Below are 14590 nucleotides of genomic sequence, written 5' to 3'. Positions count from 1 at the left end.
TTCCATTTGTAGAGAGTTGTTGCTTTGGCTAAGCCTTGCGGCCTATTCGTTGACGTCCATGTACTCGCGGGCCCAGACGATGTAGTCGTCCGGCTGCGTGTAGGTATGGGTGAGTTCGGTGGCGCTCAGGTCCGAGGTGCTGCAGGTGATGCCGCGCTGCTCGCGCAGGCAGTCGTAGGTGGCCTTGATCGCGGCAAAGTAGGCGCCATGACCATCGACGGCAATGCGCACACCCAGCTCGGCCAGGCGCGCATCATCATGCAATTGCGGGTTGCCGTAGGTCACCAGCATCAGCGGCACGCTCAGGTGTGCGGCGATCTGTTCCAGGTGCTCGAAGTCGCGGATGCCGACAATGCACAAGGCGTCAGCGCCAGCGTTCTGGTAGGCCACGGTGCGGGCGATGACTTCTTCGGTAGGAATCAGCGCCGCGTTGGTGCGGGCAATGATCGACAGCTCAGGGTCAACCCGCGCCTCCAGCGCTGCACGGATCTTGCCGACGCCTTCGGCGATGCTGATCAGGTCGGTGGACTTGCGCCCGAACTGGGCCGGCAGCAGGGTGTCCTCGATGGTCAGCGCGGCAATCCCGGCACGCTCAAGTTCGGTCACCGTACGCATCACGTTGAGCGCGTTGCCATAGCCGTGGTCGGCGTCGGCGATCACCGGCAACTGGGCCACCCGGCCGATCCGCGTCGCCTGCTCGGCGAATTCGCTGAGGCTGATCAAGGCAAAGTCAGGGGCGGCCAGCACCTGCAGGGAGGCTACCGAGCCCCCGAGGATACCCACCTCGAAGCCCAGATCGGCGGCGATACGCGCCGACATCGGGTCGAACACGGAGGCGGTGTGGTAGCAGGCAGGGGAGGCAAGCAGTTGACGGAACGCGCGACGCAGGTCTTGGTGGGAGGCTCTTGGCATGGTCTTTCCAGGCTATCGACTTCATTTAGTAGGTCGAACATTACCACTGGTGGCTATCTGACTGACAGCGCCGCGCGTTTGAGGGTCTCGCTGGGCAGTTCCTTGAACAGCTTGCGGTAGCTGTCGGAAAACCGCCCCAGGTGCCAGAACGACCAGTGCATGGCCACCTCGGCGACGGTGGTGTCGCTGGGCCCGCAACTGAGCAGTTCTCGCCGTGCACTGTTGAGCCGGCGCAGGCGCAACCACTGCGCCGGGGCCATGCCGGTGAAGGTCTTGAAGGCATGCTGCAACTGGCGCAAGGACACCCCGGCGACCTGCGAAAGCTCCATCAGGTTAAGCGTTTCTTCAGGACAGTCCGCCGCCCATTCACCGACTTTACGCATGATCGCCCGTTCCTCGGTACGCCGCCATAACGCCCCGCGATCGAGGCAGATGCACGCGTTATCGAGGATGAACAGGCAGTCTTCGAGCAGCTGTTCGGCCAGTGCATCCTGGCTTGGCGGGTCGATGGTCTGCGAGATGCGCGTGAGCGTCCCGCTCAACCAGCGGCTGAACAGCTCGTTCTGCATCGAGTTCAGCGGCGCCATGAACAGCCCGTCGAGGCGGGCGATGTCCAGGCCGTGGCGCTGGACGAATTCCGGGCCGAACACCACGGCCACTTCCTGGTAGTTCTCCGGAGTGATCCAGATGTTGCGGCTTTCGCCATTGAGCACGTAGAGGCTGTGGTCGCTGCGGTCGAAACAGAACGCCAGGGAGCCGGCCGGCGCACTGAAGTTCTGCTCGACCCGGGTGTTCATGCACTCCTCGTAGATCTCCACGCCGTGCAGGTCGAGGCAGCGCAGCTGACCGGCGAAATGCCCGGGAGACATCTGTTGGTAGTGCTGGGTCCAGCCCGGGGTGGCACGGACCTGTTCGGTGACATCGGCGGTGTTGAAAGCTTGGACCCGCAAAGGCGTTGACGCTGTCATGAGCTGCTCTTTATGCACTCTTTTGGTGCATTTTAGTCTTGCTGAAAGTGGATAGATCGAATGCGCAAGCGTCACCCAAGATAGACCTCAACGCGCTACAGGGGAAGCCGCTTGGGTGGCAAGCCGGTCGCAACTGCCGGTCCTGGCGTGGATAAAACCAACAACGAGGTCTTTATGAATGCCCCTTTCGATCAGCTGTCTGCGTGGCTGAAAGAACACAAGATTACCGAAGTCGAGTGCGTGGTCAGTGATCTGACCGGTATCGCCCGCGGCAAGATCGCACCGACCAACAAGTTCCTGCATGAACGAGGCATGCGCCTGCCGGAAAGTGTGCTTCTGCAAACGGTAACCGGGGACTTTGTCGACGACGACATCTACTACGACCTGCTCGATCCTGCCGATATCGACATGGTCTGCCGCCCGGATTCAGCGGCGGTGTATGTGGTGCCATGGGCCATCGAGCCGACCGCCGTGGTCATTCACGACACCTTCGACAAACAGGGCAACCCGATCGAACTGTCGCCACGCAACGTGCTCAAGAAAGTCCTCAAGCTCTACACCGACAAGGGCTGGCAGCCGATCGTCGCCCCGGAGATGGAGTTCTACCTGACCCAGCGCTGCGAAGACCCGGACTTGCCGCTGCAAGCGCCACTGGGCCGCTCGGGTCGCGCCGAAAGCGGCCGGCAGTCGTTCTCGATCGATGCCGCCAACGAATTCGACCCGCTGTTCGAAGACGTCTACGACTGGTGCGAAGCCCAGGGCCTGGACCTCGACACGCTGATTCACGAAGACGGCCCGGCGCAGATGGAAATCAACTTCCGTCACGGCGACGCCCTTGACCTTGCCGATCAGATCACGGTGTTCAAGCGCACCATGCGCGAGGCCGCGCTCAAGCACAACGTCACCGCCACCTTCATGGCCAAACCGGTGGGTGACGAGCCGGGCAGCGCCATGCACCTGCACCAGAGCGTGATCGACATCGCCACCGGCAAGCCGATCTTCGTCGACGACAACGGGCAGATGAGCGAGCTGTTTTTGCATCACATCGGCGGCCTGCAGAAGTACATCCCCAAAGTGCTGCCGATGTTCGCCCCCAACGTCAACTCGTTCCGGCGCTTCCTGCCCGACACGTCGGCGCCGGTCAACGTCGAATGGGGTGAAGAGAACCGCACCGTGGGCTTGCGCGTGCCGACTTCCAGCCCCGAGGCCATGCGCGTGGAAAACCGCCTGCCGGGCGCCGATGCCAACCCCTACCTGGCGATTGCCGCCAGCCTGCTGTGCGGCTACCTGGGCATGGTCGAGAAGATCAACCCCAGCGCCCCGGTGCAGGGCCGCGCCTACGAACGGCGCAACCTGCGCCTGCCGATCACCATCGAAGACGCACTGGCGCACATGGAGGACTGCCCGACCATCGAGCAGTACCTGGGCAGCAAGTTCGTGCGCGGCTATGTGGCGGTCAAGCGCGCCGAGCACGAGAACTTCAAACGGGTGATCAGTTCCTGGGAGCGCGAGTTCCTGCTGCTCAGCGTTTGAGCCCGACCTTGTAACAAGTATCGAAAACAACAATTCGAAAAGGTGTCGATATGCGCCCCATGAAAACAGTCGTTACTGCAACCCTGGCGCTGCTGGTCAGCGCCGCGGCCCAGGCCCAGCCCAGTGTCAGCGTGTACAACTGGACCGACTACATCGGTGAAACGACCCTGGCGGATTTCCAGGGCAGCACCGGTATCAAGGTCATCTACGACGTGTTCGACTCCAACGAAACCCTGGAAGGCAAGTTGCTGGCCGGCCGCACCGGCTACGACGTGGTCGTGCCTTCCAACCACTTCCTGGCCCGTCAGGTCGAAGCCGGGGCCTTTCTGAAACTGGACCGCGAGCAGCTACCGAACTGGAAGAACCTCGACCCGGTGCTGCTCAAGGCCCTGCAGGAGAACGACGCCGACAACCAGCACTCGGTGCCCTACCTGTGGGGTACCAACGGCATCGGCTACAACGTCGACAAGGTCAAGCAGGTGTTGGGCGTTGATCACATCGACTCCTGGGCGGTGATGTTCGAGCCCGAGAACCTGAAAAAACTCAGCCAGTGCGGCGTGTCATTCATGGATTCGGCCGACGAGCTGTTCCCGGCAATCCTCAACTACATGGGCATGGACCCACGCAGCAACAAGCCTGAAGACTACAAGAAGGCCGAGGCCAAACTGCTGACCCTGCGCCCCTACATCACCTACTTCCACTCGTCCAAGTACGTCTCGGACCTGGCCAACGGCGATATCTGCGTAGCCTTCGGCTATTCGGGCGACGTGTTCCAGGCCGCCAACCGCGCCAAGGAAGCCAACAACGGCGTCAACATCGCCTACGCCATTCCCAAGGAAGGCAGCAACCTGTGGTTCGACCTGCTGGCCATCCCCTCCGACGCCAGCAACCCTAAGGAGGCCTATGCCTTCATCAACTACCTGCTCGACCCGAAGGTGATCGCCAAGGTCAGCGGCGTGGTCGGCTATGCCAACGCCAACCCGCCGGCCAAGCAGTACATGGATGCCGAACTGGTCAACAACCCCGAGGTGTACCCGCCGCAAGAGGTGCTGGACAAGCTGTATGTCTCCAATACCCCGACGCCGGCGATCATGCGCCTGATGACCCGCTCCTGGAGCAAAGTGAAGTCGAACAAATGAACCAGTACACCTCTGAACACGCCCGCTCCTACTACAGCGCCACGGCCCACAAGCTGGCGCCCTACTCTGCCCTGAGCGCCGACCTGCAGGCCGATGTCTGCGTGATCGGCGGCGGCTTTACCGGGGTCAACTGCGCCATCGAACTGGCTCAGCGCGGGCTCTCGGTGATCCTCCTGGAAGCCCGGCGCATCGGCTGGGGCGCCAGCGGTCGCAACGGCGGCCAGTTGATTCGCGGTATCGGCCACGAGGTCGAGGGCTTTGCCCGCTACGTCGGCCAGGACGGGGTGAAGTACCTGCAACGCGCCGGCATCGAATCGGTCGAAGTAGTGGCCGAGCGCATCCGCGCGCACGGCATCGATTGCGACCTGCGCTGGGGTTTTTGCGAACTGGCCAACACCCCGGCGCAGTTTGCCGCCTTCCGTGCCGAGCAGCAGAGTCTGGCCGGGCTGGACTATCGCCATGAAACACAATTGGTCGGGCCCGGGCAGATGCATCAGGTGGTCGCCTCCGACGTCTATGCCGGCGGCCTGATCGACCGCGGTTCGGGCCATCTGCATCCGCTCAACCTGGTGCTTGGCGAGGCGCGCGTGGCCGAGTCCCTCGGCGTAAGTATCTTCGAACAGAGCGCGGTGCTGGAGATCAGCCATGGCGCCACCGTGCAGCTACGCACCCGCCATGGCACGGTTCGCGCCGGCAGCCTGGTGCTGGCCTGCAACGCCCACCTGGATGAACTCGAGCCGCGCTTGAGCGGCAAGGTACTGCCCGCCGGCAGCTACATCATCGCCACCGAGCCGTTGTCACAGACGCAGGCCGAGCAATTGATTCCGCAGAACCTGTCGCTGTGCGACCAGAAGGTCGGTCTGGACTATTATCGGCTGTCTGCCGACCGGCGCCTGCTGTTCGGTGGCGCCTGCCACTACTCCGGGCGCGATCCTGCGGACATCGCCGCCTACATGAAGCCGAAGATGCTCAAGGTATTCCCGCAACTGGCGGACACCCGCATCGACTTTCAGTGGGGCGGCAAGATCGGCATCACCGCCAACCGCTTCCCCCAGGTCGGCCGCCTGCAGCAGCACCCGAACGTGTTCTATGCCCAGGGCTACAGCGGCCATGGCCTGAACGTCACCCATTGGACCGCGCGGCTATTGGCCGAGGCCATTCATGCCGGGCACAGCCAGGGCCTGGATGTGTTCAGCGCCGTGCCGCACCTGACCTTCCCGGGTGGCAAGGCCCTGCGCTCGCCACTGCTGGCCCTGGGGATGTTCTGGTACCGCCTGCGTGAGGTGCTGGGCTAACTCAGCCGGCCGCCGGCAACACGCTCAGCGGGTCGATCGGCTTGCCGCTCTGGCGGATTTCGAAGTACAGCTGCACCCGGTCGGTGTCCAGGTCGCCGGCTTCGGCGATCTTCTGGCCCTTGCTGACGGTCTGGCCTTCCTTGACCAGCAACTTGCTGTTGTGACCGTAGACGCTGGCATGGGAGGTGCCGTGCTGGAGGATGATCAGGTTGCCGTAACCACGGATGTTCGTCGCGAACGCCACCTTGCCGCCGAGGCTGGCGTACACCGGCTGCCCCGGAGTGGCGGCGATGCGAATGCCCTTGTTGAGCTTGTCGGCGGACGAGTAGCGGCGGATCACCGTGCCCTGCAGCGGCCACGCCCACCCGCGCAGGGTGACCTTGGTGGCCGGCGCCACGGGCCTGGCCTTGCTGGCACTGCTGGTGCTACGGGTGGTGGTGGTGCGCGTGGTGGTTTTCGAACCACCGAAACGAATGGTCTGGCCGACATTCACCGCATAGGGCGCGCTGATGCCGTTGTAACGCGCAAGCTCCTTGAAGCTCCAGCCATGGCGCGAGGCGATCGAATACAGGGTATCGCCGCGCTTGACCTTGTAGGTGCCGGCCACGACTTTGTTGGCAGAGGTACCGGGGCTTGGGGAATGCGAACTGCATGCGGACATCGCCAGCATTACGGCGATCAGAACAAACCTGAAAAACACACCACTTCCTTTTCCCGGAGACGCCATTGACGAGGGCGCTACTATAAATCAGTCGGCGACATTACGCGGCAAAGTCCGTGCAAGTTCGATAAAGGCGCGGGTCGCTGGCGAGATGATTCGCTCATCGACCACCGCCAGCCCCACCGTACGCATGACCGGCGGATCGAGCGGGCGCTGCACATAATCCAGGGTCGTGCGCAACGGCAAGGACGATTGGGCAACGATGCTCAACCCGTCACCGCGGGCGACCACCTCCAGGGTGCTGAGCAGTTGCGAGGTGCGGTAGCGAATCCGTGGCTGCAGCCTGGCGGCGAGAAACAGCCGCGAGACGATCTCGGCGGAACCGGCTTCGGTCAACACGAAAGGGTCGAGGCAGAGCTGCTTGAGGGTCACGGCGGGGTGCTGCGCCAGTGCATGGTCGGTGGGCATGAGCACGACCATCTGGTCCTCCAGCAACGGGCAGGTATCGAACTGCTCCTCGGGCAGCACCACAAAGCCGACATCAATGCGCCGCTCCTGCAGCCATTGCAGCACCTGGCGATCCGGGCCTTCGTCGACATGCACCTCGATGCCGGGATAAGCCTGGCGATAGGCGGCAAGGATGGCCGGCAGCAAACGCACCGAGGCCGTCGGCCCGAACGAGCCGATGCGCAGCGTCCCCCGCTTCATCCCGAGGGCATCCAGAGCCTCCTGGCGCATGGTTTCGGCCAGGCCGAGCATCGCTTGCGCCCGTTGCAGCAGGCGGCTGCCGATATCCGTCAGTTCGATATCCCCCTGCTGACGCTCGAACAAGGCCACGCCAAGCTCCTGCTCCAGGGCACGAATGGCGTGGGAAACACCCGATTGCGAGATTTTCAGTTGCGAAGCCGCCAGGGTGAAGCCTTTACGCGCCGCCACCACGGCGAAGATTTCCAGCTGGGTCAAGGTCATCGGCAGCGACATCCCATGAGCGATTGCTCATTTCCATATGAGTTTGCATTCGTAGAAGTATGGCGCATCGACTTTACCTCGTCAGCCAGGTCCGCCCATGCCGTCTCACTATTGCACCTACCTGAAACTCGCACTGGTTTCGATGATCTGGGGCGGCACCTTTGTCGCCGGCCGCGCCCTGGCCAGCGGTATCGATCCACTGTTGCTCGGCAGCCTGCGCTTTATCCTGGCCAGCGTGGTGCTGATAATCATCCTGCTGGTTTCGAAAAAAGGTTTCGTGCGGGTTAACGGGTCCCAGCTCGTGCAGATCCTGGGCTTGGGCTTTTTCGGGATCTATGCCTACACCCTGTTCTTCTTCCACGGCTTGCAGTACACGGATGCCTCAAGGGCCTCACTGATCGTTGCGAGCAATCCTGCGGTCATGGCGATCGTGACCTACCTGTGTTTCAGGCAGCGCCTTGGCCGGACCCAACTGCTCGGCGTCGCCCTCTGCCTGCTGGGTGCCGGCTGCGTGGTACTGGCCAGGGCGCCTGGGGCGATCGGCCAGGGCAACTGGATCGGTGATGCGTCGATCTTCGGCTGCGTGCTGAGCTGGGTGATCTTCAGTGTGTTCTGCACCCGCGTGGTAAAGCAGATCGGCGCGCTGCACACCGTGACCTATGCGGTGTTCGCCGGGGCGGCGATGCTCAGCTTGCACGCGGTGGTCAACACCAGCATGAGCATCGCCTCAATACGCTTGCTGTCGGCGCGCGACCTGATCAGCCTGGCGTATCTCGGGGCTGTGGGTTCGGCGCTGGCGTACGTGATGTACTACGACGCCATCGCCCGTATCGGAGCGACCCGCGCCGGCAGCTTCATCGCCCTGAATCCGCTGACCGCCGTAATGGCCGGTGCCTTGCTGCTGGGCGAGCAACTGACCGGCGCCATGCTGGCCGGCGGGACGTTGGTGATCACCGGCATACTGCTGGTCAACCGGGTGCCTGCGGCGCTCAGTTGTCCTGCTTCCAATGCAGGTTCACCTTGCCTGTCTCGCCCGGAACGAGAGTGACCGCACCCAGCTGTTGTTCCCCATTGCGCGAGGCAACCAGGTTGTATTTGCCCGGCGGCAGCTTGACGTAGACCATCGGGCCGACCTGGTTGAGTTGCAGCACGGTTTGACCTTGCGGCCCCTGGATCGTCAGGTCGACATCCGGCACGTACTTGTTTTCCGGGCCGGTGGAGAACGTCAGGTGCAAGTTGTAGCCCTGGACTTGCTGAATGGCCCGCGACTCATCGATGCCGATACCGCCGGTGACATAACTTACGCCATTCTGCTCCTGGGATTGCAGCTGCACCCCGGACATATCGACAGGCTCCTGGTACTGCGAAGCCTGCAAGCGCTGCGCCGGCCAGGCCAGCAGTACAACGGCCAATGCAGTGGAAAACGCCAATATGCTGAAGGATTTCATTGCCATGACTCCTGCGCGACAGCGTACAGACCATTTTACGCCGCTCCTCCCTGGCGTTTAGATCGATTCGGCGTGAGGGTCGCGAGCAATACAATGACGATTTCGTACCGTGCTAGAGTCTGCGGCCCAATCTGAAGGTGGACCACGAATGGAACTCTCCCCCGCCGAACATCAGCTGCTGCAAGCCCATCACCTGGCTCTGTTTGAAGGCTGCGTGATCTTCGACACTCAACCGCCCATCGACGCACAAGCTCTGGCCCGGGTCGAAGCCCACCTGGCCGGCCCGGTGCCTGCCGGTCTGTTGCAGCTATGGCAGACCTGCTTTGGCGGTCGCGTCGGCTACGACCTGGAGGTGGTCTACGATGGCCATCGCCACCCATTCTCCTTCAGTGAACTGTTCTATCCGGACAGCGACGGCTACCGCGACCTCTGGGGCTGGATCGAACACGAACTGGAACAGGCCGAAGAAGCCGCCCGGGAACAGGGTCGCCCATGGAGCGGTAAACTGGACTACCTGCCTTTCGCAGGTTTCGAGTACCTGGAGCGCCTTTACGTCTGCGTCACCCCGGGCCCGGACCATGGCGCGGTGATTGCCTGGAGCCGCGGGTTGCCGCCGGCCTGGGCCGGCAGCCTGCACCAGGACAGCCTCGCGCGCATCGCTGATGACGTCGGTGGACTGTTTCGCCTGCTGGCCTATGAAGAAGACCCGTTCGACCCGCAGGCCGAGTACAGCAGCGCCAGCGAACTGCTTGAAGCGCTGGATGAACTGGAGGGGGCCGGTGAGGTGGGCGTGGCGCTCAAGGCAAGGCTTGAGGCGTTGCTGCGTCAGCGCCTGCTCGACTGGCGCCCGGCCCTGGCTGACGGCAGCCTCGCCCATCAGCCGCGCCTTCGCCAGCTGGCGATGCTCGATGCCGCCGAACAGGGCGACATCCCGCGCTTGCAGACGCTGCGCGACGCGGGCTGCGATCTGACCGAAACACTGCGCGGTCGCGGTGCAAGCCTGGAATCTTGCCTGCAGCACGGGCACCTGGAGGCTGCCAGCTGGTTACTCGACCAGGGGGTCCCCGTGCAAGCAGACACCCTCCTGGTGGGCGCAGCCCAGATCACCCCGGCATTGGCTGCCCGCTTGCTGGGCATGGGCGCCTTGAGCGAACCTGGCGCCGTGCTGAGCGCCGTTGCCCAGGACCACATGGCAAGCGCCGAGGTCATGGCCCGCCCGCTGCTCGAAGCTTCGCCGGCCAGTGCCAGCGCCTTGCGCGAAGCGCTACTGGAGCGCGCCGAGCAGCAGCGACGCGACGCCAAACGGATCAAGGCCGGCAAGCTGTTCAGCAATCGCAGCGCCGTTGACTACCTGGCCGAAGCCGAGCGTATCGACACGCTGCGCCAGCGCCTGTTCACCTGAGGACGACTGTCAGCCGTTGCGGGCTTTGATGTAGGCAAGAAAGCTGTCAAGGTCCGAACTGCTGAGCATCCTCGATACCGCCTTGACTTCGTCCATGGGCCAGTCCCACCAGGCAGATTCCAGCAGGATGTTGCGCACGTCTTCGTCAAACCGCCACCTGATCTGCTTGCAAGGGTTGCCACCTACCACCGCAAAAGGAGGCACATCGCGGGAGACCATCGCTCCGGCGGCGACAATTGCGCCGTGGCCGATGGTCACGCCCGAGAGGATCACCGCGTTGGTGCAGATCCAGCAATCACTGCCGATCACCACATCGCCTTTGCTGGGCGCATAGTCCTTGATGTCCTTGACGGCATCGACCATGGCCGGAAACGGGTAGGTGGTCAGCCAGTCGGTACGGTGCTCACCGCCCAGCAGAATCTGTACCCCCGCCGCGATCGAGGTGTAGGAGCCAATTTTCAGTACAGTGTCGTCGCCAAATTCGACGACTTCCGGAATGCCATAGGTGCCTACCCCGACACTGTATCGGGGATAGCGCAGCCTGATTTTTTCTGCAGCGCGCTCGAGCTTGTCCATCGAGCGCAATCGCTTGCGCTCCCGACGCTGTTTCAAGAGGTCGAATAACTTCACAAAGGGGTCCTTGCTGATCAACGGTGCAGTACGAGGCGTTTCAAGCGTTTGAGCGTTGTACGGTTGTAATTGCGCAACGGAATCGTGCGTAACAGGCTCCAGGCGAACTTCTTGTCGGCAACCACCGCATACTTCAATGCCTTGTTGACCAGCACCGTCCTGCCCTTCTGGTAACCGGGATGCGCCTGATAAGGCGCCATTGCCAGCATATCGGCATCGAGCAACACCTTGAACCTTCGAGACAGGTTATTGGGGTGTCGACGGTAACGGGTGACACAGACGGGCAACTCGTGAATCTCGTAACCCTTGCTGGCAATTCTGAGCGTTATCTGGAAATCCTGGACTTTGATGTTCGGGTCGTAAAACTGCGCCGCCTGCAAAGCCTCCATGCGGTACAACGCGCCGGGGGCGCCAATGACCACCGCTTCGCTGACGATCTGATCGAAGCTGAATTTCTTCACCTTGGTACGGTGCTGGGTCTTGATCTCGGCACCGTCGCTGTCCATATAAGCGATCAAGGCACCTACGCAGCCCACTTTCGGGTGTTCATCCAGATACCTGGCCCTGACGCTGAGCGAATGGGGAAGCATGATGTCGTCCAGATCCGGGGTGGAAACATACACCCCCCTGGCATGCTTGAGGCCGTTGTTCAGCGTAGCGCTGACGCCCTGGTTCTGCTGGGTCAGGAGCTTGAAATCGTAAGTATCCTGCAGCGCCCGGAGCATCGCCAGGCTGTTGTCCGTCGAGCCATCGTCAACAATGATGACTTCGAAGTTGGAGTAGTCCTGGGCAAAGATGCTTTGCAGCGCAGCCTCAAGGTACTTCTCGGCGTTGTAGCAAGGAGCAACGATGGAAACCAGCAGCTGCGATGCCAGTGGCTGGGAGAGCGGCTGCAGATGCTCGGTGGTCATTGCGGGTAATGCCTCGCGCCGGCCTCTCTGTGGAGGCTGTTGCTGATCGTCTGAATCAAAAAGTGGCCACCATCATGCTGGAACTCGTCGCCATTGTCATGATGCGGCGGCACCTCGGTGTCAGCCGATGCGCCCGCAGCCAGAAATATTCAGAAACATCTAAATACTGAAAAGAATTCAGCCGGAGAGATTATCATTAAACTGCAACTGCTAATAATTCTCATAAACACTTGCATTTATTTATCCCTGGGTGACACCTTACATGACTTGCGAAATTGCCCGTAGCCGTTCTTCACACTCCTTCATGGCTTCAGCACTGGGCCTGGCCGTCGCTTCGGCATCGAGCTGTTCGCTCGCAGAGCAGACTTCCAGCCCGCCTCTTGAGCTGGGTAACATCAACATTGATGCCCAGGCCAGCGGCGACTACAAGACCGAACGCTCGGCCTCGAGCAAATACGCCACACCGCTGCTCGACACCCCGCAGACCATTACCGTGGTGCCCTCCCAGGTGATCAAGGAGCAGCAGGCGCTGAGCCTGCGCCAGGTACTGTCCAACGTCTCCGGCATCACCTTCAACGCCGGTGAAGGCGGTGGCGGTTCGGGCGACAGCATCAACATCCGCGGCTTCTCGGCCAACAGCAACATCCAGATCGACGGCCTGCGCGACAGCGCCCAGACCAACCGTACCGATACGTTCAATGTCGAGCAGGTCGAAGTCATCAAAGGCCCCAACTCGGTGTTCGGCGGCGCCGGCACCACTGGCGGCAGCATCAACATCATCAGCAAGCAGCCCCAAGACCAGGCCTTCACCCGCCTGGGCGGCAGCGTCGGCACCGACAACTACTACCGCATGACCCTGGACAGCAACCAGCCACTGGAAGGCGTGGGGCAAGACAGCGCGTTTCGCATCAACCTCATGGGCCACCAGAACGACGTGGCCGGCCGCGAACAGATCGACCGCGAGCGCTGGGGTATCGCCCCTTCCCTGCGCCTGGGCCTGAGCGAATCCACGCGCCTGACCCTGAGCGCCTTCCACCAGGTCGATGACAATCTGCCCGACTACGGTGTGCCGGCCCTGGATGGCAAACGCCTGGCGGGGGTAAACCGCGAGGACTACTTCGGCTGGAAGAACCTCGACAAGGAAGAGATCGAGCAAAGCTCATTCACCGCCAACTTCGAGCACGACTTCAACGATAACCTGCGCCTGCAAAACCTCACGCGCTACAGCCACATCGCCCGCGATACCACGGTGTCCGCTTCCCACGTCAACACCACCGGCGTCCCCCCGGGCCGTTACCGCCCCGCAGGCCCGCAAGGCTATGGCCGCGACGCAACCACCGAAATGTGGATCAACCAGACCAACCTGATCAGCAACTTCAACCTGCTGGGCATGCGTCACGACCTGGTCAGCGGCATGGAAGTGTCACGCGAAACCATGGACCTGAAAACCTACGGCTACGGGCTCAGCAACGCCCTGTATCCAGCCAACGGTTACGACCTGAGCAACCCGCCAGGACACTGGTCGGGGCCCGCCAACAAGGCCACCAGCGGCTACACCGACACCGAACTTACCAACCAGGCGCTGTATGTGTTCGACACCATCGCCCTGCATGAGCAATGGGACCTGAACCTGGGCCTGCGCTATGACAAGTTCAAGGGCGAAGCCCAAGGCTACGACGCTGCACATGTGCGCACCTCCGACTTCGAGTCCACCGACGAGAAGCTCAGCGGGCGTGCCGGGCTGGTCTACAAACCCACCGAGAACGGCCGTATCTACCTGGCCTGGGGCAACTCCTTCAACCCCTCCGCCGAGAGCCTGGCCTCTACCGGCGGCGGCCTGAGTGCTACCACCGAAAACCTGGCCCCGGAGAAAAACGAGACCTGGGAACTGGGGACCAAGTGGGAGTTGCTCGACAAGCGCCTGGAACTGGACGCGGCCGTGTTTCGCGTAGAGAAGACCAACGCCCGCGAAACCATGGCCGACGGCTCGACCCAGTTGGCCGGCAAGCAACGCGTGCAGGGTGTGGAAGTCGGCGTGACCGGGCACATCACCGAGCAGTGGGACGTGTTCGCCAACTACACCTTCCTCGACAGTGAAACCCTCAAGGCCGCCAACACCGCTGCCGGTATCGCCCGTGAAGGCCAGGCGCTGGGCAACACGCCACCGCGCTCGCTCAACCTGTGGACCACCTACGAGCTGCCGGCTGGCTGGACCCTCGGCTATGGCGCGCGCTATGTCAGCGAACGCAACGTGACCTCCAGCACCAGCGCCAAGCTCGACGCCTACTGGCTGCACAACGCCATGGTGGCGTACCGGGTCAACGAAGACCTCGACCTGCAGCTGAACGTCAACAACCTGTTCAACAAGGACTATGTCGAGCGTGTACGCCAGCAGAACGGCACCGATGCGCGTTCTTCGGCCATCGAGTATGGCGATGCGCGTTCGGCGATTCTCTCGGCGACCTATGCGTTCTGATTTGTAGGAGCGAGGGTGCAACCTGCCTCGCGATTGCGTATGTCCTTCATATCGCAATCGCGGGGCAAGCCCGCTCCCACAGAAACGAAAAAGCCCGCGACCTTTGCAGGACGCGGGCTTTTTCTTACAGCGTATGGTGGGTCGTGTAGGATTCGAACCTACGACCAATTGGTTAAAAGCCAACTGCTCTACCAACTGAGCTAACGACCCGTTGGATGGCGCGTATAATACTGATTTCTAACAGGA

Annotated in this window: 13 protein-coding genes and 1 tRNA gene; 6 read left to right on the top strand and 8 right to left on the bottom strand. The window is 62.1% G+C overall.

From position 1 onward, the window contains the following. Positions 1 to 42: 42 nt before the first annotated feature. A complete protein-coding gene (locus tag LOY45_RS06335) occupies positions 43 to 912 on the bottom strand; it encodes an isocitrate lyase/PEP mutase family protein (RefSeq protein ID WP_115088290.1) in 870 nt (289 codons plus the stop codon). A gap of 53 nt (positions 913 to 965) precedes the next feature. Next, entirely contained in the window at positions 966 to 1880 is a 915-nt protein-coding gene (locus tag LOY45_RS06330; protein WP_115088291.1) for a helix-turn-helix domain-containing protein, read from the bottom strand. 174 nt (positions 1881 to 2054) lie between these two features. On the opposite strand from LOY45_RS06330, the gene LOY45_RS06325 reads away from it, so the two are divergent. The 3 genes from LOY45_RS06325 to LOY45_RS06315 are packed head-to-tail and all read left to right on the top strand — an operon-like array spanning position 2055 to position 5847. Next, the gene (locus tag LOY45_RS06325) at positions 2055 to 3413 is read left to right on the top strand and encodes a glutamine synthetase family protein (RefSeq protein ID WP_115088513.1); all 1359 of its coding nucleotides are present in this window, start codon (positions 2055 to 2057) and stop codon (positions 3411 to 3413) included. A gap of 59 nt (positions 3414 to 3472) precedes the next feature. Further along, on the top strand, positions 3473 to 4552 hold the full coding sequence (locus tag LOY45_RS06320) for a polyamine ABC transporter substrate-binding protein (protein ID WP_420832711.1): 1080 nt from the start codon (positions 3473 to 3475) through the stop codon (positions 4550 to 4552). Further along, a complete protein-coding gene (locus LOY45_RS06315; protein ID WP_258578870.1) occupies positions 4549 to 5847 on the top strand; it encodes an NAD(P)/FAD-dependent oxidoreductase in 1299 nt (432 codons plus the stop codon). The genes LOY45_RS06320 and LOY45_RS06315 overlap by 4 nt, the downstream gene beginning before the upstream one ends. A 1-nt stretch (position 5848) precedes the next feature. Here the strand turns inward: LOY45_RS06315 and LOY45_RS06310 are convergent, their stop codons facing one another. Next, positions 5849 to 6547, bottom strand: coding sequence for a peptidoglycan DD-metalloendopeptidase family protein (locus LOY45_RS06310; protein ID WP_115088294.1), 699 nt, complete (start codon positions 6545 to 6547; stop codon positions 5849 to 5851). Positions 6548 to 6595: 48 nt separating this feature from the next. Next, complete coding sequence (locus tag LOY45_RS06305; protein ID WP_115088514.1) at positions 6596 to 7477, bottom strand: LysR family transcriptional regulator; 882 nt, start codon at positions 7475 to 7477, stop codon at positions 6596 to 6598. Between the two features lie 97 nt (positions 7478 to 7574). Here LOY45_RS06305 and LOY45_RS06300 point away from each other — a divergent pair, with 97 nt between their 5' ends. Further along, positions 7575 to 8525, top strand: coding sequence for a DMT family transporter (locus LOY45_RS06300; RefSeq protein ID WP_258578869.1), 951 nt, complete (start codon positions 7575 to 7577; stop codon positions 8523 to 8525). On the opposite strand, the gene LOY45_RS06295 is transcribed toward LOY45_RS06300, so the two are convergent. Then, a complete protein-coding gene (locus tag LOY45_RS06295) occupies positions 8467 to 8925 on the bottom strand; it encodes a carboxypeptidase regulatory-like domain-containing protein (protein ID WP_115088296.1) in 459 nt (152 codons plus the stop codon). The genes LOY45_RS06300 and LOY45_RS06295 overlap by 59 nt on opposite strands. Before the next feature lie 148 nt (positions 8926 to 9073). Between LOY45_RS06295 and LOY45_RS06290 the strand changes: the two genes are divergently transcribed. Further along, positions 9074 to 10327 (top strand): SMI1/KNR4 family protein, encoded by a 1254-nt coding sequence (locus tag LOY45_RS06290; protein ID WP_233673350.1) that lies wholly within the window; start codon positions 9074 to 9076, stop codon positions 10325 to 10327. Positions 10328 to 10336: 9 nt separating this feature from the next. On the opposite strand, the gene LOY45_RS06285 is transcribed toward LOY45_RS06290, so the two are convergent. Both LOY45_RS06285 and LOY45_RS06280 read right to left on the bottom strand, forming a co-directional pair. Further along, a complete protein-coding gene (locus LOY45_RS06285) occupies positions 10337 to 10957 on the bottom strand; it encodes a CatB-related O-acetyltransferase (protein ID WP_115088515.1) in 621 nt (206 codons plus the stop codon). A 17-nt stretch (positions 10958 to 10974) separates the two neighbouring features. Beyond that, positions 10975 to 11868: a glycosyltransferase family 2 protein gene (locus LOY45_RS06280; protein ID WP_258578868.1), complete on the bottom strand. Its 894-nt coding sequence runs from the start codon at positions 11866 to 11868 to the stop codon at positions 10975 to 10977. 262 nt (positions 11869 to 12130) lie between these two features. On the opposite strand from LOY45_RS06280, the gene LOY45_RS06275 reads away from it, so the two are divergent. Next, a complete protein-coding gene (locus LOY45_RS06275) occupies positions 12131 to 14344 on the top strand; it encodes a TonB-dependent receptor (RefSeq protein ID WP_115088299.1) in 2214 nt (737 codons plus the stop codon). A 134-nt stretch (positions 14345 to 14478) separates the two neighbouring features. Here the strand turns inward: LOY45_RS06275 and LOY45_RS06270 are convergent. Further along, positions 14479 to 14554: transfer RNA gene (locus LOY45_RS06270), tRNA-Lys, on the bottom strand. Positions 14555 to 14590: the final 36 nt, after the last annotated feature.

Origin of the sequence: Pseudomonas wadenswilerensis, assembly GCF_024749185.1 — a bacterium.
Classification (GTDB): Bacteria; Pseudomonadota; Gammaproteobacteria; order Pseudomonadales; family Pseudomonadaceae; genus Aquipseudomonas; species Aquipseudomonas wadenswilerensis.
The sequence above is the reverse complement of the archived record's forward strand: the minus strand, read 5'-3'. Positions and strand labels throughout refer to the sequence as shown.